This is a genomic window from Enterobacter sp. BIDMC92 (genome assembly GCF_001030225.1).
GTDB lineage: Bacteria > Pseudomonadota > Gammaproteobacteria > Enterobacterales > Enterobacteriaceae > Enterobacter > Enterobacter sichuanensis.
In genome coordinates this window covers 1,564,640-1,588,845 of the sequence record NZ_KQ087598.1, presented here as the reverse complement: position 1 = coordinate 1,588,845, position 24,206 = coordinate 1,564,640, and the positions used below count along the sequence as shown (strand labels likewise).

At 56.1% G+C, this 24,206-nt stretch carries 22 protein-coding genes and 1 pseudogene; 15 read left to right on the top strand and 8 right to left on the bottom strand.

The window, feature by feature from the left end; all coding sequences use genetic code 11:
* The first annotated feature begins 17 nt into the window (after positions 1-17).
* From aat to SP99_RS23620, 3 genes are all read left to right on the top strand, one after another.
* Complete coding sequence (gene aat, locus SP99_RS07260; RefSeq protein WP_025756028.1) at positions 18-722, top strand: leucyl/phenylalanyl-tRNA--protein transferase; 705 nt, start codon at positions 18-20, stop codon at positions 720-722.
* A 284-nt stretch (positions 723-1,006) separates the two neighbouring features.
* Positions 1,007-1,225: a translation initiation factor IF-1 gene (gene infA, locus SP99_RS07255; protein ID WP_002211347.1), complete on the top strand. Its 219-nt coding sequence runs from the start codon at positions 1,007-1,009 to the stop codon at positions 1,223-1,225.
* Positions 1,226-1,890: 665 nt separating this feature from the next.
* Positions 1,891-2,145, top strand: a complete 255-nt coding sequence (locus SP99_RS23620) for a DUF4225 domain-containing protein (RefSeq protein ID WP_072049117.1) — start codon at positions 1,891-1,893, stop codon at positions 2,143-2,145.
* Positions 2,146-2,196: 51 nt separating this feature from the next.
* Here SP99_RS23620 and SP99_RS07245 read toward each other — a convergent pair whose 3' ends face one another.
* Both SP99_RS07245 and SP99_RS25315 read right to left on the bottom strand, forming a co-directional pair.
* The gene (locus tag SP99_RS07245; RefSeq protein WP_050597145.1) at positions 2,197-2,520 is read right to left on the bottom strand and encodes a hypothetical protein; all 324 of its coding nucleotides are present in this window, start codon (positions 2,518-2,520) and stop codon (positions 2,197-2,199) included.
* 146 nt (positions 2,521-2,666) lie between these two features.
* Positions 2,667-2,873, bottom strand: a pseudogene (locus SP99_RS25315) (group II intron maturase-specific domain-containing protein); the annotation flags it as partial.
* Between the two features lie 236 nt (positions 2,874-3,109).
* On the opposite strand from SP99_RS25315, the gene parS reads away from it, so the two are divergent.
* Positions 3,110-3,553, top strand: coding sequence for a type II RES/Xre toxin-antitoxin system antitoxin (gene parS / locus SP99_RS07240; protein WP_025756031.1), 444 nt, complete (start codon positions 3,110-3,112; stop codon positions 3,551-3,553).
* Positions 3,550-4,023, top strand: coding sequence for an RES family NAD+ phosphorylase (locus SP99_RS07235; RefSeq protein ID WP_047958147.1), 474 nt, complete (start codon positions 3,550-3,552; stop codon positions 4,021-4,023). The genes parS and SP99_RS07235 overlap by 4 nt, the downstream gene beginning before the upstream one ends.
* Positions 4,024-4,103: 80 nt before the next feature.
* Here the strand turns inward: SP99_RS07235 and clpA are convergent, their stop codons facing one another.
* Positions 4,104-6,383, bottom strand: coding sequence for an ATP-dependent Clp protease ATP-binding subunit ClpA (gene clpA / locus SP99_RS07230; protein WP_014831269.1), 2,280 nt, complete (start codon positions 6,381-6,383; stop codon positions 4,104-4,106).
* Positions 6,384-6,410: 27 nt separating this feature from the next.
* Complete coding sequence (gene clpS, locus SP99_RS07225; RefSeq protein WP_006174393.1) at positions 6,411-6,731, bottom strand: ATP-dependent Clp protease adapter ClpS; 321 nt, start codon at positions 6,729-6,731, stop codon at positions 6,411-6,413.
* Positions 6,732-6,998: 267 nt separating this feature from the next.
* Between clpS and cspD the strand changes: the two genes are divergently transcribed.
* Positions 6,999-7,220, top strand: coding sequence for a cold shock-like protein CspD (cspD, locus tag SP99_RS07220; protein ID WP_008499993.1), 222 nt, complete (start codon positions 6,999-7,001; stop codon positions 7,218-7,220).
* Positions 7,221-7,290: 70 nt separating this feature from the next.
* Here the strand turns inward: cspD and macB are convergent, their stop codons facing one another.
* Together macB and macA are read right to left on the bottom strand one after the other, a co-directional pair.
* Positions 7,291-9,231, bottom strand: coding sequence for a macrolide ABC transporter ATP-binding protein/permease MacB (gene macB, locus SP99_RS07215; RefSeq protein ID WP_047958146.1), 1,941 nt, complete (start codon positions 9,229-9,231; stop codon positions 7,291-7,293).
* On the bottom strand, positions 9,228-10,343 hold the full coding sequence (gene macA / locus SP99_RS07210; RefSeq protein WP_047958145.1) for a macrolide transporter subunit MacA: 1,116 nt from the start codon (positions 10,341-10,343) through the stop codon (positions 9,228-9,230). Before macA ends, macB begins: the two co-directional genes overlap by 4 nt.
* A 159-nt stretch (positions 10,344-10,502) precedes the next feature.
* Here macA and SP99_RS07205 point away from each other — a divergent pair, with 159 nt between their 5' ends.
* Positions 10,503-11,459, top strand: coding sequence for a VirK/YbjX family protein (locus tag SP99_RS07205; protein WP_047958144.1), 957 nt, complete (start codon positions 10,503-10,505; stop codon positions 11,457-11,459).
* Here the strand turns inward: SP99_RS07205 and SP99_RS07200 are convergent.
* Entirely contained in the window at positions 11,456-13,114 is a 1,659-nt protein-coding gene (locus tag SP99_RS07200) for an ATP-dependent endonuclease (RefSeq protein ID WP_047958143.1), read from the bottom strand. The two genes, SP99_RS07205 and SP99_RS07200, sit on opposite strands and share 4 nt — an antisense overlap.
* 372 nt (positions 13,115-13,486) lie before the next feature.
* On the opposite strand from SP99_RS07200, the gene aqpZ reads away from it, so the two are divergent.
* The 4 genes from aqpZ to hcr all read left to right on the top strand — a co-directional run bounded on the left by aqpZ (position 13,487) and on the right by hcr (position 18,029).
* Positions 13,487-14,182 (top strand): aquaporin Z, encoded by a 696-nt coding sequence (gene aqpZ, locus SP99_RS07195; RefSeq protein ID WP_013097330.1) that lies wholly within the window; start codon positions 13,487-13,489, stop codon positions 14,180-14,182.
* A 171-nt stretch (positions 14,183-14,353) separates the two neighbouring features.
* The gene (locus tag SP99_RS07190; protein ID WP_025756039.1) at positions 14,354-15,253 is read left to right on the top strand and encodes a LysO family transporter; all 900 of its coding nucleotides are present in this window, start codon (positions 14,354-14,356) and stop codon (positions 15,251-15,253) included.
* A gap of 144 nt (positions 15,254-15,397) precedes the next feature.
* Positions 15,398-17,050 carry a hydroxylamine reductase gene (gene hcp / locus SP99_RS07185; RefSeq protein ID WP_047958142.1) on the top strand — a complete coding sequence of 551 codons (1,653 nt, stop codon included), beginning with the start codon at positions 15,398-15,400 and terminating at the stop codon, positions 17,048-17,050.
* Positions 17,051-17,060: 10 nt separating this feature from the next.
* On the top strand, positions 17,061-18,029 hold the full coding sequence (hcr, locus tag SP99_RS07180) for an NADH oxidoreductase (RefSeq protein WP_047958141.1): 969 nt from the start codon (positions 17,061-17,063) through the stop codon (positions 18,027-18,029).
* Positions 18,030-18,120: 91 nt separating this feature from the next.
* On the opposite strand, the gene SP99_RS07175 is transcribed toward hcr, so the two are convergent.
* Positions 18,121-18,555, bottom strand: coding sequence for a DoxX family protein (locus SP99_RS07175; protein WP_047958140.1), 435 nt, complete (start codon positions 18,553-18,555; stop codon positions 18,121-18,123).
* 151 nt (positions 18,556-18,706) lie between these two features.
* On the opposite strand from SP99_RS07175, the gene poxB reads away from it, so the two are divergent.
* The 4 genes from poxB (at position 18,707) to SP99_RS07155 (ending at position 24,017) form a co-directional block, all read left to right on the top strand.
* Positions 18,707-20,425 carry a ubiquinone-dependent pyruvate dehydrogenase gene (gene poxB, locus SP99_RS07170; protein WP_047958139.1) on the top strand — a complete coding sequence of 573 codons (1,719 nt, stop codon included), beginning with the start codon at positions 18,707-18,709 and terminating at the stop codon, positions 20,423-20,425.
* Positions 20,426-20,462: 37 nt separating this feature from the next.
* A complete protein-coding gene (ltaE, locus tag SP99_RS07165) occupies positions 20,463-21,464 on the top strand; it encodes a low-specificity L-threonine aldolase (RefSeq protein ID WP_025756044.1) in 1,002 nt (333 codons plus the stop codon).
* A 10-nt stretch (positions 21,465-21,474) separates the two neighbouring features.
* Positions 21,475-22,911 carry an SDR family oxidoreductase gene (locus SP99_RS07160; RefSeq protein ID WP_047958138.1) on the top strand — a complete coding sequence of 479 codons (1,437 nt, stop codon included), beginning with the start codon at positions 21,475-21,477 and terminating at the stop codon, positions 22,909-22,911.
* Positions 22,912-23,003: 92 nt separating this feature from the next.
* Positions 23,004-24,017, top strand: coding sequence for an NAD-dependent epimerase/dehydratase family protein (locus SP99_RS07155; protein ID WP_047959784.1), 1,014 nt, complete (start codon positions 23,004-23,006; stop codon positions 24,015-24,017).
* The last annotated feature ends 189 nt before the right edge of the window (positions 24,018-24,206 follow it).

Sequence of the window (24,206 nt, the reverse complement as noted above, 5' to 3'; positions counted from 1 at the left end):
ACTGGAGTTTTGCTGTCATGCGCCTGGTCCAGCTTTCTCGTCATAATATCGCGTTCCCTTCGCCGGAGGGGGCGCTGCGCGAGCCCAATGGGCTGCTGGCCCTTGGCGGTGACCTTAGCCCTGCGCGGCTATTAATGGCGTACCAGCGCGGCATTTTCCCGTGGTTTTCCCCCGGCGACCCGATTTTATGGTGGTCTCCCGATCCCCGCGCCGTGCTGTGGCCAGAGCAGTTTCACCTGAGCCGCAGCATGAAGCGTTTCCATGCAAAATCACCGTACCGTGTCACCCTGAATCACGCCTTTGGTCAGGTTATAGAAGGCTGTGCTGAAGACCGCTATGAAGGGACATGGATAACCCGCGATATCATTACCGCCTATCACCAGTTGCATGAGCTGGGTTACGCCCACTCTATCGAGGTCTGGCAAGATGGGACGCTCGTCGGCGGCATGTACGGCGTGGCGCAGGGGACGCTGTTTTGTGGCGAGTCGATGTTTTCTCGTTCGGTCAACGCCTCGAAAACCGCGCTGCTGGTTTTCTGCCAGGCCTTTGCCCAATGCGGCGGACGCCTGATCGATTGTCAGGTGCTCAACGAACACACGGCCTCGCTGGGTGCCGTTGAAATCCCGCGACGCCAGTATATCGGGCATCTGGATGCCAGCCGTCAGGAGAAGCTCCCGCGCGACTTCTGGGTCCCGAGAACGCTCTTTATGCCCTATGCCTAAATGTTTTCCGCATATTTTTTGTGAGGGTGTTATAATTATGCCGCAGAGTAGCTTCTGCCTGTTGCCCCGCCGCCGTTTGGGACCCTCGCTTCAGATAACGTCCTGACGTTTATCCTGTTGTCTCCCCTTTACGAATGCGCTTCCTGTTCGGTTGTACCGTGACGCTTGGGCAATGCGCCGAAACTGTTTTGCTGCGTTTTAATCGCGCAATTCTTTACTTAATAGATGAATTTCGGCATTATCTTGCCGGTTCAAAACTTGGTAGTGATACCCCAGAGGATTAGATGGCCAAAGAAGACAATATTGAAATGCAGGGTACCGTACTTGATACGTTGCCTAATACCATGTTTCGCGTAGAGCTGGAAAACGGTCACGTGGTAACTGCGCACATCTCCGGTAAAATGCGCAAAAACTACATCCGCATTTTGACGGGCGACAAAGTGACTGTTGAACTGACCCCGTACGACCTGAGCAAAGGCCGCATTGTCTTCCGTAGTCGCTAATTGTTTTCGCCTGTAATGGCAGATGAATATTAAATAAGGTCGGGTTCTTCCCGGCCTTAAATTTATGGAAAACCCTCCCCTTAACTATACAGTCGCCTTTCTTGCCGGGTGGCGCTGCGCTTACCCAGCCTACACGCCAAAATTGCACAACACATTGTAGGCCTGCGCAAGCGTAGCGCCGCCAGGCGACGCGGTAGTATGTAAAACCTCTTTATTTGCTTTTTTATGCTGCCTGCCCGGCAGTGCACTTGCTGCGATATTCCGTGGCAGTTACACAGAATTGCTGACAGGCTCTTGTCACACAAACGACCAGTTGGGTGACAACGATTAAAACGACGGTTCAAATGCTGGAATCTGTCAAATAACCCGCCATTTATTCAGTGTCATGCAAATCAGATGTTTTTTAGCTTAAGTGACGGAATTTTCTGGGGTTCCGTCGTAGACCCCCAATGTACTGACCAGACTAGCCCGGTGAACCCAGGGGTAACCTCTTGCTCCTGCTCTCTAAAAAATGGTTGCATCGAGCTTTATGCATCTGCCATAAATTTAAGTCCAATTGTGTTTATGGATCATACATAAGGATGTTTTGATGGATATCGCGCTTTTTCCTGGTCAGAACAGGCGCCAGTGGGCTGACACTATGATAAATCTCGAAGCCCGTAAGCTTGGGAGCTATCCTCATCGGTGACGCTTTTAATACGATATCCAGAGAAGCGGCCAGGCAATTGCTGAATGCACCTGCCTCACAGGGGATGTTCGCAGACAGCGCGATGCCCATTGCTGAGTTCAAGGGATTTAGTCGTGATGTTGGTCTTGGCGTTTACAATGCCACTACTTTAGCGGCAAGCGTCTATGGTGTGTTCGGATTGACAGGCAAAGCCGAGGCCTGGCGGTTATTCAGATATCTTCCGGCAAATTAAGCATGAAAGTTTTAGGGTGGGGAGTCAATGCAAAGGTGGTACTGGAGCGACTCACCCACGACGATCAAAATCGCTAACATACGTTCTCAATAGCTTCCAGGATTTATAACCAACTTTAACAGGCATCACCAGGAGAAAAACAACAAACAGGAAAACTGCTGCTATCGCGCTTGAGATTGCCTGTACGGTGCTGCCTAAAATGAAACTGAGAATGGTAATCACGGTCATAATAATTGTGACCCAAACGAACATTTTGAAGTAACGGGAAAGATCTAACAGAACCCTGTCCAGTGAATCACCAGTTTCAAGGTAACGTTTAATCCTTATGATTTCCTTTTTTGTAAAACCTGACGCGTGTAGATCATGTTCTTCCACTGGCACCGACCTTCTTTCTGTTTAACCTGTGGACACAGGATACACTATTTTGCACATGATGGATGGGTACGCCGCGTTAGGGCGTCAGTGATTGTACGGCAAGCCTGTATATTGGGGTTCCGGGTGAGTAGACCCGCCGGTTACCCGGTCAGGCCCCTCCGCAGAACTTTGCGGTTAAACCATCTGTAGATGATTCGCTTGCTCTGGTAGATGAACTGTCCCACTCGCCTTTTATTATCTGAGATGCCGTGATAGTTGATCCATCCGCGAACAACCCGGATACAACAGTGCACCAGTACTGCGATCATATGGTTCCGGACGGTAATTTCTAAGCTGCCTGTACGGCAGTGCACTGAAATATTATCTAAACAACTTTATGATTTTCATACAAAAAATCTAAAAACGCTTTTCTCACCCTCTTTTTTACAGCCATTAAATTATCATTGAAAATCAGTTCATTACACTTCAATTAAAAATTAGGATCATAGCCCGCCTTCCTTTATTTACCCCTGCGTAAAACAATCACTTCCTACCTTCTGACAAATGTCTATAATAAACCATGACAAATGACAATCATCAGGAGGTAAAAATGAGAACATGGGTTCCTGCGCAGAAGCCTGCTGATAACGCGCTCTGGCGATTTGCGGGGTTACCGGCAAACCGGGGTATGCGGTTGGTTGAGTATCTCAATCAGGGGTTACCCGTAAGCGTCCTCGACAATATCCACGAGTGGACGGCGATGTCGAAAGCGGACATCCTGCGCGTGACGGGGATTAACGAGCGTAACGTCGCGCGCCGCAAAAGCGCGGGCCGTACGCTGACCCCAGATGAAAGCGAACGCGTGGCGCGTTTCGTTCGGGTGCTGGATGCTGCCGTCGATTACTTTGGCAGTAAAGACGACGCCTGGACCTGGCTGCAATCTCCGGTGCGAGGGTTAGGGAACAGAGCACCTGTCGATTTAATTGCGACAGAAACCGGCGCGCTGGAAGTGACCGATTTGATTGGTCGGCTTGAACACGGTGTGTTTGCATGATTTTTTATCGGCTGGTGACGGGACGCTACGCCAGCGAAGCGTGGAGTGGAGGCGGTGCAAACCAGTATGGCGGGCGCTGGAATCATAAGGGGCATCCTGCCGTGTATGTTTCCACCGCCATCTCGCTGGCATCGCTGGAAATTCTGGTACATGTCAAAAAAGACACCGTGCTGAATCAGTACCAGCTGTTTAGCATCGATATCCCGGATGAGCAGATTGATTATCTGGACAAAGCATGGCTGCCCGATGACTGGCAGGAAAACCCGGCACCGGTCTCAACGATGGATCTGGGCGCCGGTTGGCTACAATCCCGCAGCGCGCTGGCGCTTATCCTGCCTTCCTGCATTATTCCTTACGAAAATAACGCCATACTTAATCCATTACATCCGGCGTTTCATCAGGTACTGGGTACGGTTAAGCCACTCCCGTTTATTTTTGATCCTCGCCTGGCAGAAAAAACCGCACCCTGAAAGCAGATACGGCTCTGATTTTCCAGGACCAGGCATAAAAAAACCGGGCCTGTGCCCGGTTTTTACGTTTAACTTTCCACTTAGTGAGCCGCTTCCGGCTTGTGCTTCGCCGCACTCTGGAAATCGTACGTCAGTTCGTTCTTCGCCTGATCCAGCGCCACGGTCACCTGACCGCCGTCCACCAGCGAGCCAAACAGCAGCTCGTTCGCCAACGGTTTCTTCAGGTTATCCTGAATCACACGCGCCATCGGACGGGCCCCCATCGCACGGTCATAGCCTTTCTCGGCCAGCCAGTTGCGGGCCTCCTGGCTCACTTCCAGCGACACGCCTTTCTGATCCAACTGAACCTGCAGCTCGACGATGAACTTATCCACCACCTGATGGATCACCTCGGTAGACAGGTGATCGAACCAGATAATGTTGTCCAGACGGTTACGGAACTCCGGCGTGAAGATCTTCTTGATCTCTTCCATCGCATCGGTGCTGTTATCCTGGTGGATAAGACCGATGGATTTACGCTCGGTTTCACGTACCCCGGCGTTGGTGGTCATCACCAGCACCACGTTGCGGAAGTCCGCCTTGCGTCCGTTGTTGTCGGTCAGCGTCCCGTTGTCCATCACCTGCAGCAGGATGTTGAACACGTCCGGGTGCGCTTTCTCGATTTCATCAAGCAGCAGTACCGCGTGCGGATGCTTGATCACCGCGTCGGTGAGCAGCCCGCCCTGGTCAAAGCCCACGTAACCCGGAGGCGCACCGATCAAACGACTGACGGTGTGACGCTCCATATACTCGGACATATCAAAGCGCAGCAGCTCAATGCCCAGCGCTTTGGAGAGCTGAACCGTCACCTCGGTTTTCCCCACGCCGGTTGGGCCGGCGAACAGGAAGGAACCAACAGGTTTATGCTCATGCCCCAGCCCGGCGCGGGCCATCTTGATCGCTTCGGTTAAGGCCTCAATGGCTTTATCCTGACCAAAGACCAGCATTTTCAGGCGGTTGCCAAGGGTACGCAGCGTGTCGCGGTCGCTCTGAGAGACGCTCTTCTCAGGAATGCGCGCAATACGGGCCACCACGGACTCAATATCCGCCACGTTAACGGTTTTCTTACGCTTGCTGGCCGGCATCAGACGCGCACGCGCCCCTGCCTCATCAATGACGTCGATCGCCTTATCCGGCAGATGACGGTCGTTGATGTATTTCACCGCCAGCTCCACCGCCGCACGCACCGCTTTCGCGGTATAACGCACGTCGTGGTGCGCTTCGTACTTCGGTTTCAGGCCGTTGATGATCTGCACCGTTTCCTCGACAGACGGTTCGGTCACGTCGATTTTCTGGAAGCGGCGCGCCAGCGCACGATCTTTCTCAAAGATGTTGCTGAACTCCTGGTAGGTGGTGGAGCCAATCACGCGGATCTTGCCGCTGGAGAGCAGCGGTTTGATCAGGTTTGCGGCATCCACCTGGCCACCGGAGGCCGCACCGGCACCGATGATGGTGTGGATCTCATCGATAAACAGGATGCTGTTGGTGTCCTGCTCCAGCTGTTTTAACAGCGCCTTGAAGCGTTTTTCAAAATCACCACGGTATTTCGTGCCCGCCAGCAGTGAGCCAATATCCAGCGAGTAGATGGTGCAATCGGCAATCACTTCCGGCACATCGCCCTGCACAATGCGCCAGGCAAGACCTTCGGCAATCGCGGTTTTACCTACGCCAGATTCCCCCACCAGCAGCGGGTTGTTCTTGCGGCGACGGCATAATACCTGGATCGCACGCTCCAGCTCTTTATCGCGACCAATCAGCGGGTCGATACCGCCAACGCGAGCAAGCTGATTAAGGTTGGTGGTGAAGTTTTCCATACGATCCTCCCCGCCTGCTTGCTCTTCATTGTTATTGACCTGATTGCTGGAATCCGATGCCTGGTTAGGCTCGTCTTTGCGCGTTCCGTGAGAAATAAAGTTAACCACATCGAGTCGGCTGACTTCGTGTTTGCGCAGCAGGTAGGCAGCCTGTGACTCCTGCTCGCTGAAGATGGCGACTAAGACGTTTGCGCCAGTCACTTCGCTACGTCCGGAAGACTGGACGTGAAATACCGCGCGCTGCAGCACACGCTGGAAGCTGAGCGTCGGCTGCGTGTCGCGCTCCTCTTCACTGGCTGGCAGCACCGGTGTGGTTTGTTCGATGAAGGCTTCGAGTTCCTGACGTAGCGCCACCAGATCCACGGAGCAGGCTTCCAGCGCTTCGCGGGCAGATGGGTTGCTAAGCAGTGCGAGCAACAGGTGCTCGACGGTCATAAACTCATGTCGGTGCTCACGCGCTCTGGCGAAAGCCATGTTTAAACTGAGTTCCAGTTCTTGATTGAGCATAGGCACCTCCCCCAATTTTATGCCTTATCAGGCCTTTTCCAGCGTACACAGCAACGGATGCTCGTTCTCCCTCGCATAGTCGTTCACCATCGCCACTTTGGTTTCCGCCACTTCGGCTGTGAAGATGCCGCAGATAGCTTTGCCACGATAATGAACGGTAAGCATCAGTTGCGTTGCACGTTCTACATCATAAGAAAAGAACTTTTGTAGCACGTCAATAACAAATTCCATCGGCGTGTAATCATCGTTCATTAACATAACTTTATACATAGATGGCGGTTTTAGCGCGTCACGCACTTTGTCTTCCGCCAGCTGGTCAAAATCCAGCCAGTCGTTGGTCTTACCCATTTTGCATAACCACTTTGAATCTACCTCAGATGTTAGATAACAATCATCTATTACTGTCATCCGCGATGTCTGTCACAAACTGTTGCAATAGCGTTAACTGCTTCAAACTTTGGTTGATTATTGTCCCATCTCCAGCGCCAAACGCTTGACGACTTCTTTCGTTTCTCTAAATTGTACAAGCGTGAGATGGCGAGGTTTTGAACAGCCCCCACTCCACCACCGGTTCATTCCATCTTAACTTATAAGATTTACGAAGGATGTCGAAGCATGGAAATGGGTACTGTTAAGTGGTTCAACAACGCCAAAGGGTTTGGCTTCATCTGCCCCGAAGGCGGCGGCGAGGATATCTTCGCTCACTATTCCACCATTCAGATGGATGGTTACAGAACGCTCAAAGCCGGGCAGTCCGTCCGGTTCGATGTACACCAGGGACCCAAAGGCAATCACGCAAGCCTTATCGTACCCATTGAAGCAGAGACGGTTGCATAGCTCTCTGTTTTATTGTGTACATCCCGCAGTCAAAATGCCAGCCCGATCGGCTGGCATTTTTATTTTCAGCCTATTCACGGGCCAGAGCATCCACCGGATCCAGCCGCGCCGCATTGCGGGCGGGTAACCAGCCAAACAAAATGCCGGTAAAGGTTGAACACAAAAACGCGGTAAGAATGGCCACCGGTGAGAAGCCAATTTCCCAGCCGGGTAAAAAGAGCTGCAGCGCAAATGCGATCATCATCGAGAGCGCAATGCCCATCGCGCCCCCCACCAGACACACCAGCACAGCTTCAATCAAAAACTGTTGCAGGACATCGCTGGCTCTGGCCCCGACCGCCATGCGGATACCAATCTCACGGGTGCGTTCGGTCACCGATACCAGCATGATATTCATCACCCCGATACCGCCAACGACCAGCGAAATGACCGCCACCAGCGTGAGGAACAACTGAAGAGTACGTGTGGTCTTTTCCGCCGTTTTCAAGAGGCCGTCCATATTCCAGGTGAAGAAATCCTTCTTCCCGTGGCGCAGGGTTAACAGCCGCTCAAGCTGCTGTTCAGCCAGCGCGCTGTCGTAGCCCTCCTTCACGCGCACGGTGATGGAGTTAAGCCAGGACTGCCCCATAATCCGCCCGGAGATGGTGGTATAGGGCAGCCAGACGCGCAGGATCTTGCTGCTGCCAAACATCGACTGCTTCTCTTCCGCCACGCCGATGACCGTAGCCGGCATGTTGCCGACCAGGATTACTTCCCCCACCACATTCGCTTTATTAGGGAAAAGCTGTCTGCGTGAGTTCGCGTCCAGGACCACCACCTGCGCCCTGCCTGCCAGCTGTTCGGCATTGAAGGTCGCACCTTCACTGAAGGTCATACCGTAAACGTTGAAATAGTCCCCGCTGACGCCGTTCGCGCTGGCGGCAACGTCCACGTTACCCACGCGCAGGCGCAAATTTTGCGACACGGCCGGCGTAGCCGAGTTGACCCACGGCTGCTTCTGAATCGCCGCCAGATCGTCATATTTCAGGGACTGCTGATACTGCGGCTCGTCGTCGCCAAAGTCTTTGCCGGGATAGACGTCAATGGTATTGGTGCCAATCGCGCGGATATCGGCCAGCACCAGCTGCTTGGCCGCGTCGCCCACCACCACAATCGATACCACCGAGGCGATACCGATAATGATGCCGAGCATGGTGAGCAGGGTGCGCATTTTATTCGCTGCCATCGCCAGCCAGGCCATGGCAAGCGCTTCACGAAAGCCGCTAGAGAATTGTCCCCAGCCGGTGGACGGCGGTAGCGCTTCTTTCGTCGCCGCCGCTCTGGACGCTCCCGGCGGCGGATTGCTGACCAGCTCGCCGTCGTGGATCTCAATAATGCGTTCCGCCTGCGCCGCCACCTGTGGGTCATGCGTCACGATAATCACCGTGTGTCCCTGATCGCGCAGCTGGTGGAGGATCGCCATCACCTCTTCGCCGGAATGGCTATCGAGCGCCCCGGTGGGTTCATCCGCGAGGATCACCTGCCCGCCGTTCATCAGGGCACGGGCAATACTTACGCGCTGCTGCTGGCCGCCTGAAAGCTGTGAGGGCTGATACTCCACCCGCTCCGCCAGCCCCAGACGCGTCAGCAGCATCTGCGCGCGCTCAAGACGCTTTTTCCGCTCCACGCCGGCATAGACTGCCGGCACTTCGACGTTCTGCGCCGCATTGAGGTGAGAGAGCAGATGGTAACGCTGGAAGATAAAGCCGAAGTGCTCCCGACGCAGCTTTGCCAGCGCGTCGCCGTCCAGCGTGGAGATGTCCGTTCCGGCCACGCGATAGGTGCCGCTGGTCGGTTTATCCAGACAGCCGAGAATGTTCATCAGCGTCGATTTACCGGATCCCGATGCGCCAACAATCGCCACCATCTCACCCGCCTCTACGCGCAGGGAGATGCCTTTCAGCACCTCCACCGGGCCATCGCCCGAGGGGTAGCTGCGACGAATGTCGTTCAGCTCAAGCAGCGCCGTCATTTCGCGGCTCCGGGCAGGTTTTCGCTGATGACAACCTCCTCACCCTCTTCCAGCCCTTTCACCACCACCACATCGGTGTCGTTGCGCGCGCCAATCACTACTTCACGCTCGCGCGTTTCCCCGTTGCGCAGCACTTTGACTTTATAGCGGTTATCCCCGGCGGACTCGCCCAGCGCAGAGAGGGGAATGGTCAGCACGTTCTTCACGCCGGTCAGTTGGATATGCACCTGCGCGGTCATGTCCAGACGCAGCACGCCCTGCGGGTTCGGCACTTCAAAACGGGCATAGTAGAAGATGGCGTCGTTAACCTTTTCCGGCGTCGGCAGAATATCTTTCAGCACGCCTTCGTAGCGGGTCTGCGGATCCCCCAGCACCGTAAACCAGGCGTTTTGCCCCGGTTTGAGATGGATAACGTCCGCCTCGGAGACCTGAGCTTTGACCAGCATGGTGCTCATGTCCGCCAGCGTCAGGATGTTTGGCGCCTGCTGCGCGGCAATCACCGTCTGCCCCTGCAGGGTGGTGATCTGGGTGACTTCGCCAGCCATCGGCGCGACGATTTGCGTATAGTCGAGGTTGGTTTTCGCCGTATCCAGCGAGGCCTGGTTGCGTTTGATTTGCGCGTCGATGGTGCCAATCTGCGCCTGTTTTACCGCCAGCTCTGTGGTGGCCGTATCTAAATCTTGTTTCGAAATGGCCTGGGTTTTCGCCAGCGCCTGCTGGCGGGTGAGTGTGACCTGAGCCAGGTTGCGCTCTGCCAGCGCCTGGGCGCGCTGAGCGCGCAGCTCCATCAGCGTGGCTTCCACCTCGCGGATCTGGTTCTCAGCCTGTTCAGGATCGATAACCCCAAGCAGCTGGCCTTTTTTCACCTTATCGCCAATCTCTACCGACAGCGTTTTCAACTGGCCGCTCACCTGGGCACCCACGTCAACCTTGCGCAGGGCATCCAGCTTGCCCGTCGCGAGGACGTTTTGCTGCAGTTCGCCAGGACGAACAATCAATGTCTGATACTGTGGCACAGGCGCATTAAGCACTTGCCATAGCCAGTACCCACCGGCTAATACCACGACCGCCAGCAGCAGAAACAGCGTTCTGCGTTTTCCCTTAAGGTTCATAAATATTCCAATTAAATGTTCTGGCAATAATAAATGTTGATTCTAACTAAACGACTCCTCAACGAAACCCCCGTTCCCTGAAATCGTCACAATTTGTTTACGAGACGTTGAACGTTCGCCTGCTGAAATGGAGATATTCATCAAGAAGCAGGATCTATCATGTCTTCCATCGTCGATACACCTTTTTCCAGCCTGCCACAGCCTAAATCGGGCTGGCAGCTCTTCAAAAATCTGGCTTTCGGTACGCTCACGCCAGGGCTGGCGTGGCAGAACCCCGCCTATCGACGTAAATTCATGTTACGTTCGCTGGCGACGCCCATTAGCACCGCGCGCCTGTTAACGAGCCTTGCTAAGCAACCGCGTCTGATGCAGATGCTGCAGGTCCAGCCAGGACTGCCGTGCCGGCTGCATCGCCCCTGGCTGACGGTGAAGATGGATCGTCAGCATGCGCTGGAATCGCTTAACTGGCACTATCAGACCCTGAGCCGCCAGCTTCCTGCGACGCTGCTTGCGGGTTATCTTTCTAAGCCAGGTTACACCCTGCTGACCTTAACCGGCAAAGAGGAACAGCAGTTCACCGTTCGTCTGTGCGCTGATGCGTTCCTGGATAAAGAAGGGGAAGCCACACTCGCCTTCTGCGACAGGCACAACACGGTGCTGGCGGAAATGACCTTTACGCTCTGCCAGTTTGCAGGAAAAACGACGCTGTTCATCGGTGGTCTACAGGGCGCAAAAGCGCACGTTCCCCATGAACTGATCCAGGGGGCGACGAAAGCCTGTCACGGTCTGTTCCCGAAACGTCTGCTGCTGGAAGCCGCGATGACGCTTGGCACCGCTTTCCCGGTCGAGCAGATCGTTGCCGTCAGTAACGCCACACACATCTATCGCAGCTGGCGTTACCGCAAGAAAAAAGAGGGGAAACTGCTGGCTGATTACGATAGTTTCTGGGTCTCGATCGGCGGTGAAAAACAGGATAATGGTCACTTCCTGCTGCCGCTTGTCATGCCGCGTAAACCGATGGAAGAGATCGCGAGCAAAAAGCGCGCCGAGTATCGCCGTCGTTATGAACTGCTGGATAGCCTGATTCAGCAGGTCAATCAGGCAACCCAACGCTAATCCGCTTTCCCGCGCGCCAGCCACAGCACGCGGGAAAACATCTTACGTAGCAGAGTCGGTACCGCCTCCACGCCCCGCCTTCCCGCTTCTGTCGCCACTTCAATGGCTAAATCCGGTTTTGACGAACGATGAATGGCTTTGGCGATCACGCGCCGCATGTTCATCGGGACATCGACAGGCACCATGGCAATTCGGTGGAATACGTCGTCGAACCCCTGACGATACATAAAGTGCTCCATGTCCATCGCGGGCAGCATAGTTAAATGGTCGCGCTCTTCTTCCCGCTCGTTATTGAGCAGGCTACGCACGGTCGAGGCATATTTTTTGCCCGCCTCATCACCGTCGACCAGGACGTGCCACTCGATCCCCATCCGGCGTGCGAATTTAATCAACGGCTTTAATCCCGACTGGGCGAATTCGATCACCTTAATGCCTTCCGCATCAAAATGGTGACCACACTGGCGCGCCAGCTCGTTAATGACCCAGGTTTCCGTCTCTCCTTCCACCAGCAGCCAGCAGCGGGCAAAGAGCGATGACGCCCGGTTAAAGCGGATATGAAACGCGATGCGCCGCCCGTCTTCCGCGTTCATGCCGCCCGGCCCCAGTCGGTAAGCGGTGACACGGGAGGATTCACGCACCAGACGACAGACGTGTTCAACCGGCGTCAGGGATAATAGCTCACCGGAGTTGGTGGTCGTAATGCGCTGGAGCGGCAGCAGATTCAGCAGATGCCATGCCACGGAGAGCATAATGGGATGCAGGCGGGTTTCAGGATCTTCCACCAGCAACAGCGGTCGGGCGTCCCGGTCAAGACGGACGGTGCCTTTGGCCTGCAGAAGCGTGGAGAACAGCCCCAGCAAAATCACCCGATGCGTACGCCCGCCGGGTCGGTCAATCATTCGGTTAATGATATCGAGATAGCGCCAGCTTCGTTGCTCATCATGAGAGCGGCGGCGCATCAGACGATGGCGGGACTCCGAGGTCCCCTGCTCGGAAAAATAGTGCTCCAGCAGTTGTACCATCGCGGACAACCCCTGGCGGATTTGACCATCGGTCAGATTTTGTGGACGAGACACCAGCTCCCGCGCCAGAAAATCCAACTCGCGGGCGGTGACTTCCACTTCCGGCATATTCGGTACGGTACCGTTACGAATACGCCGCATAAAACGCGCATCGCGCAAGCGTAATACCGGCGTCAGGCGGATCAGGTGGCGGGCCAGATCGTCAATATTGTCCAGCGGGATAGGATTGGCTTTTTCGTCGAGAAACTCACGCAGCGTGAGTACGCCTTCGTTCTCCGCCATCTCCCCTTCCAGCCGATAGAAAATCCGGTGGAAGCCGTCATCGCACGGCACCCAGCAGGGTGACAGCGGACGGAAGCGCCGCACGCGGTGACGGCCCGGTTCGGATTCCCGGAACGTCAGGATGATATGCAGGTGCTTCTCGCGGCCATTGACATCACCGGGCGGAAACCAGAAATCGTCCTGGACGAAGTGATACAGATCGTCTTCGGGCGAAAGCAGCAACGTCAGCGCATCCAGCAGGCTGGACTTACCCCACGCGTTCTCGCCGATCAGGACGTTGTTCTGCTCCAGCTGCAGCGACAGGCGGTTAATACCGCGAAACCCGACAATTTCCACTCGTTCGAGAAGCATAAGTCCCCCGCGAAATGATCACTTTTTCCTTTAAGTTATCAGCAGTATAGCGGGAGGATGCCGCGCAGAACACTGCCAGAGGTCCTGATTATTCTGCGCAAGCACGAAAAATTAAGAATTTCCGTGGCAGGTTTCATTTGAAATAGTGTCAACAGCACAACAAACTATTGTCCGCAAATTGGACTATGCTCTATTCACCTCCAGTTTGAACAAGGATTGACATCACATTGCCTTAAATCAAATTAAACAAATTTATTTAAGTGGCGAAGGGATGTTATTGGTTTTTAAAATACAGGCTCTTTGAGTCGTCATCCCTTTATGGCGATATATCCCGCATGCGGGAAAGCGTGCGGAAATTATGTTGAGGTGGTTATGTTTAGAAAATTGGCAGCAGAATGCTTTGGTACATTCTGGCTGGTATTTGGTGGCTGCGGTAGCGCCGTTCTGGCAGCAGCATTCCCGGAATTAGGTATTGGTTTTGTCGGCGTGGCGCTGGCCTTTGGTTTAACCGTATTAACCATGGCCTTTGCCGTGGGTCATATTTCCGGTGGTCATTTTAACCCGGCCGTGACGTTGGGTTTATGGGCCGGCGGTCGTTTCCCGGCGAAAGAGGTGATCGGTTATATCGTCGCCCAGGTGGTGGGCGGGATTATTGCCGCAGCCGTTCTGTACGTCATCGCCAGCGGTAAAGCGGGCTTCGACGCGGCAGCCAGCGGTTTCGCCTCTAACGGCTTCGGCGAACACTCTCCGGGCGGTTATTCCATGCTGTCGGCTATCGTGATTGAAATTGTGCTGACCGCTGGTTTCCTGCTGGTGATCCACGGCGCAACCGACAAATACGCGCCTGCTGGTTTCGCACCGATTGCCATTGGTCTGGCATTGACGCTTATCCACCTGATCTCCATTCCGGTCACTAACACCTCCGTTAACCCGGCGCGCAGTACCGCAGTGGCTATCTTCCAGGGTGGCTGGGCGCTGGAGCAGCTGTGGCTGTTCTGGGTCATGCCTATCGTCGGCGGTATTCTGGGCGGCGTGCTGTATCGCACCCTGCTGGAAAAACGCGATTAATAGCACTCGGTGTCGGGTGGCGCTAACGCTTACCCGACCTACGTGAGAGTGCACGTTGTAGGCCGGGTAAGACGTAGCCGCCACCCGGCTTTTTTATTGCTCCTTTACCTGACAGCCTTTATTGGGTAGTGTCTCTGGCGCTCAACAGATACTCACAAGGACCGGCTGTTCATGTTTTCAGGACTCCTCATTATTCTGCTGCCCCTGATTGTGGGCTATCTTATCCCACTGCATCAGGAATCCGCCTTACGGCTGATTAACCGTTTTCTCAGCTGGATTGTTTACGTCATTCTTTTTTTTATGGGAATAAGCCTGGCCTTTCTGGATAACCTGGCGACCAATCTGCTGGCGATCCTGCATTATTCTGCGGTCACTGTTGTGGTTATTTTGCTGTGCAATATTGCTGCATTGTTCTGGCTTGAACGCACTATTCCGTGGAAAAACCACCACCATCAGGAAAAACTTCCGTCCCGCATAGCGATGGCGCTGGAATCATTAAAACTGTGCGGAGTCGTGGTGCTCGGTTTTCTTCTTGGGCTGACCGGCTGGGCGTTTTTACAGCACGCGACAGAGGCCAGCGAATATACGCTGATCTTCCTGCTGTTCCTGATTGGTATCCAGTTGCGAAATAATGGCATGACCCTGAAGCAAATTGTCCTCAATCGTCGGGGAATGATGGTCGCGGTTATTGTTATCGCCAGTTCTATGGTGGCGGGCGTGATTAACGCTTTTATTCTCGACCTGCCACTGAAAACCGGTCTGGCCATGGCGTCAGGTTTTGGCTGGTACTCCCTCTCCGGCATTCTGCTGACCGAGTCCTTCGGTCCGGTGATTGGCAGCGCCGCCTTCTTTAACGATCTGGCGCGTGAGCTGCTTGCTATCATGCTAATCCCGGGCCTGGTGCGCCGCAGCCGCTCTACCGCGCTGGGGCTTTGCGGCGCGACGTCTATGGACTTTACCCTCCCGGTACTGCAGCGTTCTGGCGGACTGGAGATGGTCCCCGCCGCCATTGTTCACGGCTTTATTTTAAGCCTGCTGGTTCCCGTTCTGATGGCACTCTTCTCTGCCTGATACCTCTTTGGCGGTAGCGAACCTGCCGCCAAAATTGCGCTAAATCAAGCTCCCTCTATTTTGTCACAGAAAGCCCTTTTCACCGTTCTGACACAGGCATAACCTTAAACATGTATATCAAATATAACTTTAACAGGTGTGATTATGTTTTGTGTGCAATGTGAACAAACCATCCGTACCCCGGCAGGCAATGGCTGCTCTTACGCACAGGGTATGTGCGGCAAAACCGCAGAAACATCTGACCTGCAGGACCTGCTGATTGCGGCCCTGCAAGGCCTTTCCGCATGGGCATCCAAAGCCCGGGAATACGGCATCACCGACCACCACGTCGACAGCTTCGCCCCGCGCGCCTTCTTTTCCACGCTGACCAACGTCAACTTCGACTCCCCGCGCATCGTCGGGTATGCCCGCGAAGCAATTGCCCTGCGTGAAGCGCTGAAAGCGCAGTGCCTGAAGGCGGATGCGAGCGCCCGCGTGGAAAACCCGATGTCTGAACTTCAGCTGGTGAGTGACGATCTGGGCGAGTTGCAGCGTCAGGCGGCGGAATTCACCCCAAATAAAGACAAAGCCGTGATTGGTGAGAACATTCTCGGCCTGCGCCTGCTGTGCCTGTACGGTCTGAAAGGCGCTGCGGCGTATATGGAGCACGCGCACGTTCTGGGTCAGTACGACAATGAGATTTACGCCCAGTACCACAACATTATGGCGTGGCTGGGGACCTGGCCTGCCGATATGAATGCGCTGCTGGAATGCGCCATGGAAATCGGCCAGATGAACTTCCGTGTGATGAGCATTCTGGATGCCGGTGAAACCAGCACCTATGGGCACCCAACACCAACCCAGGTCAACGTCAAAGCGACCAAAGGCAAATGCATTCTGATCTCCGGTCATGACCTGAAAGATCTCTACAACCTGCTGAAACAAACCGAAGGCACCGGCGTTAACGTCTATACCCACGGGGAAATGCTACCGGCGCACGGCTATCCGGAGCTGCGTAAATTTACGCATCTGATCGGTAACTACGGCAGCGGCTGGCAGAACCAGCAGGTCGAGTTCGCCCGCTTCCCGGGTCCTGTTGTGATGACCTCAAACTGCATCATCGACCCGACTGTCGGCGCATATGACGACCGCATCTGGACCCGCAGCATCGTTGGCTGGCCGGGCGTGAGCCACCTCGAAGGTGACGATTTCGGTCCGGTGATTGCGCAGGCGCAGCAGATGGCCGGCTTCCCGTACAGCGAGATCCCACATCTCATCACCGTTGGCTTCGGTCGCGAAACCCTGCTCGGCGCTGCAGATTCCCTGATTGATCTCGTCAGCCGTGAAAAACTGCGTCATATCTTCCTGATCGGCGGCTGCGACGGCGCGCGCGGCGAGCGTAACTACTTCACCGACTTCGCCACCCGCGTGCCGGAAGATTGCCTGATCCTGACTTTGGCCTGCGGTAAATACCGTTTCAACAAACTGGACTTCGGCAATATCGAAGGTCTGCCGCGTCTGGTGGATGCCGGTCAGTGTAACGATGCCTATTCAGCCATCATTCTGGCGGTCACCCTGGCGGAAAAACTGGGCTGTGGCGTAAACGATCTGCCGCTGTCTCTTGTGCTCTCCTGGTTTGAGCAGAAGGCCATCGTGATCCTGCTGACCCTGCTTTCGCTGGGCGTAACCAACATCGTCACCGGCCCGACTGCGCCAGGCTTCCTGACACCGGACCTGCTGGCCGTACTGAATGAAAAATTCGGTCTGCGTTCCGTGACCACCGTTGAAGAAGACATGCAGCAGCTGCTGAGCGCGTAAGGAGTTATTCATGACCATGCCAACCTCACAATGTCCGTGGCGGATGCAGGTCCATCACATCCATCAGGAGACGCCGGATGTGTGGACGCTGTCACTACTGTGCCATGACTACTATCCGTACCGCGCGGGTCAGTATGCACTGGTCAGTGTCCGCAACAGTGCGGATACACTGCGCGCCTACACGCTTTCCTCCACGCCGGGCGTGAGCGAGTACATTACGCTGACCATCCGCCGTATTGATGACGGGGCTGGCTCCCGGTGGCTGACCCGGGACGTGAAGCGTGGGGATTACCTCTGGCTGTCTGACGCCCAGGGCGATTTCACCTGTGACGACAAAGCAGAGGATAAATTCCTGCTGCTGGCGGCCGGTTGTGGCGTGACGCCGATTATGTCAATGCGCCGCTGGCTGGCCAAAAACCGCCCGCAGGCTGACGTGCAGGTGATCTTCAGCGTGCGTTCACCGGACGATGTGATCTTTGCCGACGAGTGGCGCAATTATCCGGTCACGCTGGTGGCAGAACGCAACGCGACGCACGGTTTTGTCGCGGGGCGTCTGAACCGCGAACTGCTGCGAAGCGTACCAGATATCGCAAACCGTACCGTGATGACCTGCGGCCCGGCACCGTACATGGCGAGTGTGGAAGAGGACGTAAAAGCGCTCGGCGTCACCCGCTTCTTCAAAGAGCAGTTCTTCACGCCGGTGGCAGAGGCGGCAACCAGCGGGATCCAGTTCACCAGACTGCAACCGGCGCAGACCTTCTTTGGCCGCGTGGGCACCACGCTGCTGGAGGCGCTGGAGAGCAATAAAGTACCGGTGGCTGCAGCCTGTCGTGCTGGCGTGTGTGGGTGCTGTAAAACGAAAGTGGTGTCCGGTGATTATACCGTCACCAGCACCATGACGCTAACGGACGCAGAGATCGCGGAAGGTTACGTGCTGGCGTGTTCGTGCCATCCGCAGGGCGATCTGATCCTCGCATAAACAATGAACGCTCGTTCGTAGGCCCGGTAAGCGTAAGCGCCACCGGGCTTTTTTGCCGGGTGGCACTACGTTTACCCGACCTACAACAACCCTATCGCCACGCAGGACCTTTCCCCAGCGCGTAACGCCCTGCCCCTAAAAACGCCACCGCCAGCGAGCCGATAAAGAAGTACATCAGGCTCTCAATCGCCCAGGCCCCCACGGCATCCAGCGTAAAGGTTTTACCCGTGCCCACCATCAGCCATGCCACGATCATGGTGAACGCCAGCACCAGCGCCGCCGGGCGCGTGAAGAGCCCGACAATAATCAGGATCGGTGCCACCACTTCGCCAATCAGCACACCGTAAGCGATAAACCCCGGCAACCCTTTTTCCACCAGCATGCCGCTGATAAACCCGACGCCGCCAAACAACTTGTGTAAACCGTGAAACAGCATCAGTCCGCCGACGGCAAGTCGTAACAAGAGTTTGCCGAGATCGTCACACGCGAGCTTTTCATTTACAGCCATTAACAATGATTTAACCATTTGAAATCCTTTATTTTTCACCCTGTACCCGAACAGATTATGCCGAACAATTACCCATGAAAACCACCTTTAAATGAGGGGTATTAGGCAGGCAATACAGTGACTTTCTTCTAAGCTTGTAGGCGATATCACAAAAAGGAGACGGACCACCATGAAACAAACCGTGGCTGCATATATAGCGAAGACCCTGGAACAGGCAGGCGTAAAACGTATCTGGGGCGTAACCGGGGATTCCCTTAACGGACTCAGCGATAGCCTTAACAGGATGAAGACCATTGAATGGATGTCGACCCGTCATGAAGAGGTCGCCGCCTTTGCTGCCGGTGCCGAAGCACAGCTCACGGGTGAACTGGCCGTCTGCGCCGGGTCGTGCGGGCCGGGTAACCTGCATCTGATCAACGGGCTGTTCGACTGCCACCGCAATCACGTGCCGGTGCTGGCGATAGCCGCCCACATCCCCTCTTCCGAAATCGGCAGCGGCTATTTTCAGGAGACGCATCCGCAGGAGCTGTTCCGTGAATGCAGCCACTATTGCGAGCTGGTTTCATCCCCGGAGCAGATCCCGCAGGTGCTGGCGATTGCCATGCGCAAGGCGGTGCTGAACCGGGGCGTTTCTGTGGTCGTCATCCCGGGCGACGTGGCCCTCAGGGCGGCGCCTGAAGGGGCCAGTACCCACTGGTACCACGCGCCGCAGCCGATCATCACCCCAGCGGAAGAGGAGCTGAAAAAGCTGGCGCAGCTGCTGCGCTACTCCAGCAATATCGCCCTGATGTGCGGCAGCGGATGTGCCGGCGCGCACAAGGAGCTGCTTGAATTTGCGGGCAAGCTGAAAGCCCCAATTGTTCATGCCCTGCGCGGCAAAGAGCATGTCGAGTACGATAACCCCTATGACGTGGGAATGACCGGGCTGATCGGTTTTTCCAGCGGCTTCCACACCATGATGAACGCCGACACCCTGATTTTGCTCGGCACCCAGTTCCCGTATCGCGCGTTCTACCCGACGGATGCCAAAATCATTCAGATTGATATCAACCCGGCCAGCATCGGCGCACACAGTAAGGTCGATATGGCGCTGGTGGGAGACATCAAATCCACCCTTGCCGCCCTGCTGCCGCTGCTGGAAGAGAAAACAGATCGCAGGTTCCTCGACAAGGCCCTCAGCGATTATCGCGATGCCCGCAAGGGGCTGGACGACCTCGCTAAACCGAGCGACAAAGCGATCCACCCGCAGTATCTGGCCCAGCAGATCAGCCATTTCGCAGACGACGATGCCATCTTCACCTGTGACGTGGGCACGCCCACCGTCTGGGCGGCGCGCTATCTGAAAATGAACGGCAAACGCCGTCTGCTCGGCTCGTTCAACCACGGCTCGATGGCGAACGCCATGCCGCAGGCGCTGGGAGCAAAAGCGACAGCGCCGGAGCGTCAGGTGGTGGCGATGTGCGGCGATGGCGGGTTCAGCATGCTGATGGGGGATTTCCTGTCGGTGGTACAAATGAAGTTGCCCCTGAAAATCGTGGTCTTTAATAACAGCGTGCTGGGCTTTGTGGCGATGGAGATGAAAGCCGGCGGCTATCTGACAGACGGCACCGAGCTGCACGACACCAACTTCGCGCGCATCGCCGAGGCCTGTGGCATTACCGGCATCCGCGTGGAGAAAGCGTCAGAGGTGGATGAAGCCCTGCAGCGCGCCTTTTCCATCGACGGCCCGGTGCTGGTGGATGTCGTGGTCGCCAAAGAGGAGCTGGCCATCCCGCCGCAGATCAAGCTGGAGCAGGCCAAAGGCTTTAGCCTCTACATGCTGCGTGCGATCATCAGCGGCCGCGGCGATGAGGTGATCGAACTGGCAAAAACCAACTGGCTCAGGTAAAACATCTGGCATCGCCTTTTAAATATAAGGACATGCCATGATTGATTTACGCAGTGATACCGTTACCCGCCCGAGTCGCGCCATGCTCGAAGAGATGATGGCCGCCCCGGTCGGGGACGACGTTTACGGTGACGATCCAACCGTAAACGAGCTGCAGCGCTATGCCGCGGAGCTCAGCGGCAAAGAGGCCGCCCTGTTCCTGCCCACCGGAACCCAGGCTAACCTGGTGGCGCTGCTCAGCCACTGCGAGCGCGGCGAAGAGTACATTGTCGGCCAGGGGGCGCATAACTATCTCTACGAAGCAGGCGGTGCCGCAGTGCTCGGCAGCATTCAGCCGCAGCCGATTGACGCCGCACCGGACGGCACCCTGCCGCTCGACAAAGTCGCCGCGAAAATCAAAGCCGACGATATCCATTTCGCCCGCACCCGGCTGCTCAGCCTCGAAAACACCCATAACGGCAAAGTCCTGCCGCGCGAGTACCTGAAAGCGGCGTGGGAATTCACCCGCGAACGCAAACTCGGGCTGCACGTGGACGGCGCGCGTATTTTTAACGCCGTGGTGGCCTACGGCTGCGAGCTGAAAGAGATTACGCAATACTGCGATTCGTTCACCATCTGCCTCTCTAAAGGGCTGGGTACGCCTGTCGGCTCCCTGCTGGTGGGCAACGCGGACTACATTAAGCGCGCGAACCGCTGGCGCAAGATGACCGGCGGCGGCATGCGCCAGGCCGGTATTCTGGCGGCGGCGGGTCTGTATGCCCTGAAAAACAACGTGGCGCGCCTGAAGGACGATCACGACAACGCCGCGTGGATGGCGACGCAGCTGCGTGAAATTGGCGCCGACGTGATGCGCCACGACACCAACATGCTGTTCGTTCGCGTGGGCGATGACCATGCCGCGGCGCTGGGTGAGTTTCTGAAAGCGCGTGGCGTGCTGATCAATGCGTCACCCGTTGTGCGTCTGGTGATGCATCTCGACGTGAGTCGCGCACAGCTGGCGGACGTGGTGAAACACTGGCAGGCGTTTTTACAGCGTTAAGGAGCAGAACGTGCCGCAGCGTATTCTGGTGCTTGGCGCCAGCGGGTATATCGGTCAGCATCTCACCGCGGCGTTAAGCCAGCAGGGGCATCAGGTGCTGGCGGCGGCACGCAACACGGAACGCCTGCAAAAGCAGAACCTGCCCGGCGTGACCTGCCACAACGTCGACCTCAACTGGCCTGTCGCGCTGCCAGCACTGCTGGAGGGGGTCGATACGCTTTATTACCTGGTGCACAGCATGGGCGAAGGGGGCGATTTTATCGCCCACGAACGTCAGGTGGCCCTCAACGTGCGCGATGCGCTGCGGCAAACGCCGGTGAAGCAGGTGATTTTTTTAAGTTCGCTTCAGGCTCCTGAAAACGAGCAGTCCGATCATCTGCGTGCACGCCAGCTTACCGCTGACACGTTGCGAAGTGCGAACATTCCCGTCACGGAACTGCGCGCCGGCATTATCGTCGGTGCCGGTTCCGCCGCCTTCGAAGTGATGCGCGATATGGTCTACAACCTGCCGGTGCTCACGCCGCCGCGCTGGGTCCGCTCGCGTACCACGCCCATCGCGCTGGAGAATCTGCTGCATTATCTGGTGGCATTACTGGATCATCCGGCGGAACAGCACCGCGTGTTCGAAGCCGCTGGCCCGGAAGTGCTGAGCTATCAGGAACAGTTTGAACACTTTATGCGCGTCAGCGGCCGTCGACGCTGGCTGATCCCGATCCCCTTCCCGACCCGCTGGATCTCGGTGTGGTTTTTGAATGTGATCACCTCCGTCCCGCCGACGACCGCCAAAGCCCTGATCCAGGGGCTGAAACACGATCTGTTGGCAGACGATAGCGCGCTTCGCGCCTTAATTCCCCAGACGTTGATCCGCTTTGACGAGGCCGTGCGCAACACCCTGCAAGAAGAGGCGCAGCTGGTGAACTCCAGCGACTGGGGCTACGACGCCCAGGCGTTTGCCCGCTGGCGGCCGGAGTACGGTTATTACCCGAAACAGGCGGGCTGCACGGTAGAAACCCCGGCAAGCCTGGCCGCGTTGTGGGAGGTGGTAAACCAGATTGGTGGTAAAGAGCGCTATTTCTTCGGCAACCTGCTCTGGCAAACCCGCGGAGCGATGGACCTGCTGGTGGGCCACCGGCTGGCAAAAGGCCGCCCGGCGCGCCCGTATCTTGAGGTGGGCGACGCGGTGGACAGCTGGAAGGTGATCATCGTCGAACCGGAAAAACAGCTGGCACTGCTGTTCGGTATGAAAGCGCCGGGACTCGGCCGGCTTTGCTTTACCCTGAAAGACAAAGGCGATCATCGTGAACTGGACGTCCGCGCCTGGTGGCATCCGCACGGCATGCCCGGTCTGTTCTACTGGTTGTTCATGATCCCGGCGCACCTGTTTATCTTTCGCGGGATGGCAAAGCGGATTGCGCAACGGGCAGAACAAAAGACGGAAAAGATCTAAATAAAACTCTCTTTCTTTCACCTTTCCCATTGCATAGCGCCGTAATTCACGAAAGAATGCGCACGAAATTCTTTTCAACACAGTGGATTGATATGAAGGTACTGGTTACCGGGGCGACCAGCGGCTTAGGCCGAAATGCGGTCGAATTTCTGCGCAACAAGGGCATCAGCGTCAGGGCTACCGGTCGCAACGAAGCGATGGGAAAACTGCTGCAAAAAATGGGCGCAGAGTTCGTCCATGCCGATCTGACGGAGCTGGTCTCCTCTCAGGCCAAAGTGATGCTCGCCGGTATCGATACCCTGTGGCACTGCTCCAGCTTTACCTCTCCGTGGGGTACCCAGGAAGCCTTTGATCTCGCCAACGTGCGGGCCACCCGCCGTCTGGGCGAATGGGCCGTCGCCTGGGGCGTGCGTAACTTTATTCATATCTCCTCTCCGTCGCTCTATTTCGACTATCACCACCACCGCGATGTGCAGGAAGATTTCCGGCCAGCCCGTTTTGCCTGTGAGTTTGCCCGCAGCAAGGCAGCCAGCGAAGAGGTGATTGATCTGCTGGCACAGTCGAACCCGCATACCCGTTTTACGGTTCTGCGTCCGCAGAGCCTGTTCGGACCGCACGACAAAGTGTTTATTCCCCGTCTGGCGCAGATGATGCACCACTACGGCAGCGTACTGCTGCCGCGCGGCGGCGACGCGCTGGTGGATATGACCTATTACGAAAATGCGGTCCACGCCATGTGGCTGGCCAGCCAGCCGGACTGCGATACGCTGATTTCCGGTCGCGCCTATAACATCACCAACGGCGAGCCCTGCACGCTTCGCAGCATTGTGCAGCGCCTGATTGATGAGCTGCAGATCAACTGCCGTATCCGTTCCGTGCCTTACCCGATGCTGGATATGATCGCCCGCAGCATGGAACGTTTTGGCAGTAAATCGGCCAAAGAGCCTGCGCTGACCCACTATGGCGTTTCAAAGCTTAATTTTGATTTCACGCTGGATATTTCCCGCGCAGAGAATGAGCTGGGGTATAAACCGATTGTGACGCTGGATGAAGGGATTGTGCGTACCGCGGCGTGGCTGCGGGATCACGGAAAGTTGCATCGGTAGTTAATCTGGTGCGGCCTGATGCCCTCACCCACAGGGGTGAGGGATCCCCACAACATAATGTCTGCACAGACGCCCCCCTCTCCCTTGAGGGAGAGGGCTGGGGTGAGGGGGAACATACGGCTCTGGTGGATATTCCGTTCACTTTATATTCATTGCTACTCTGTAACGACATGACCTGTGAACGTGCCA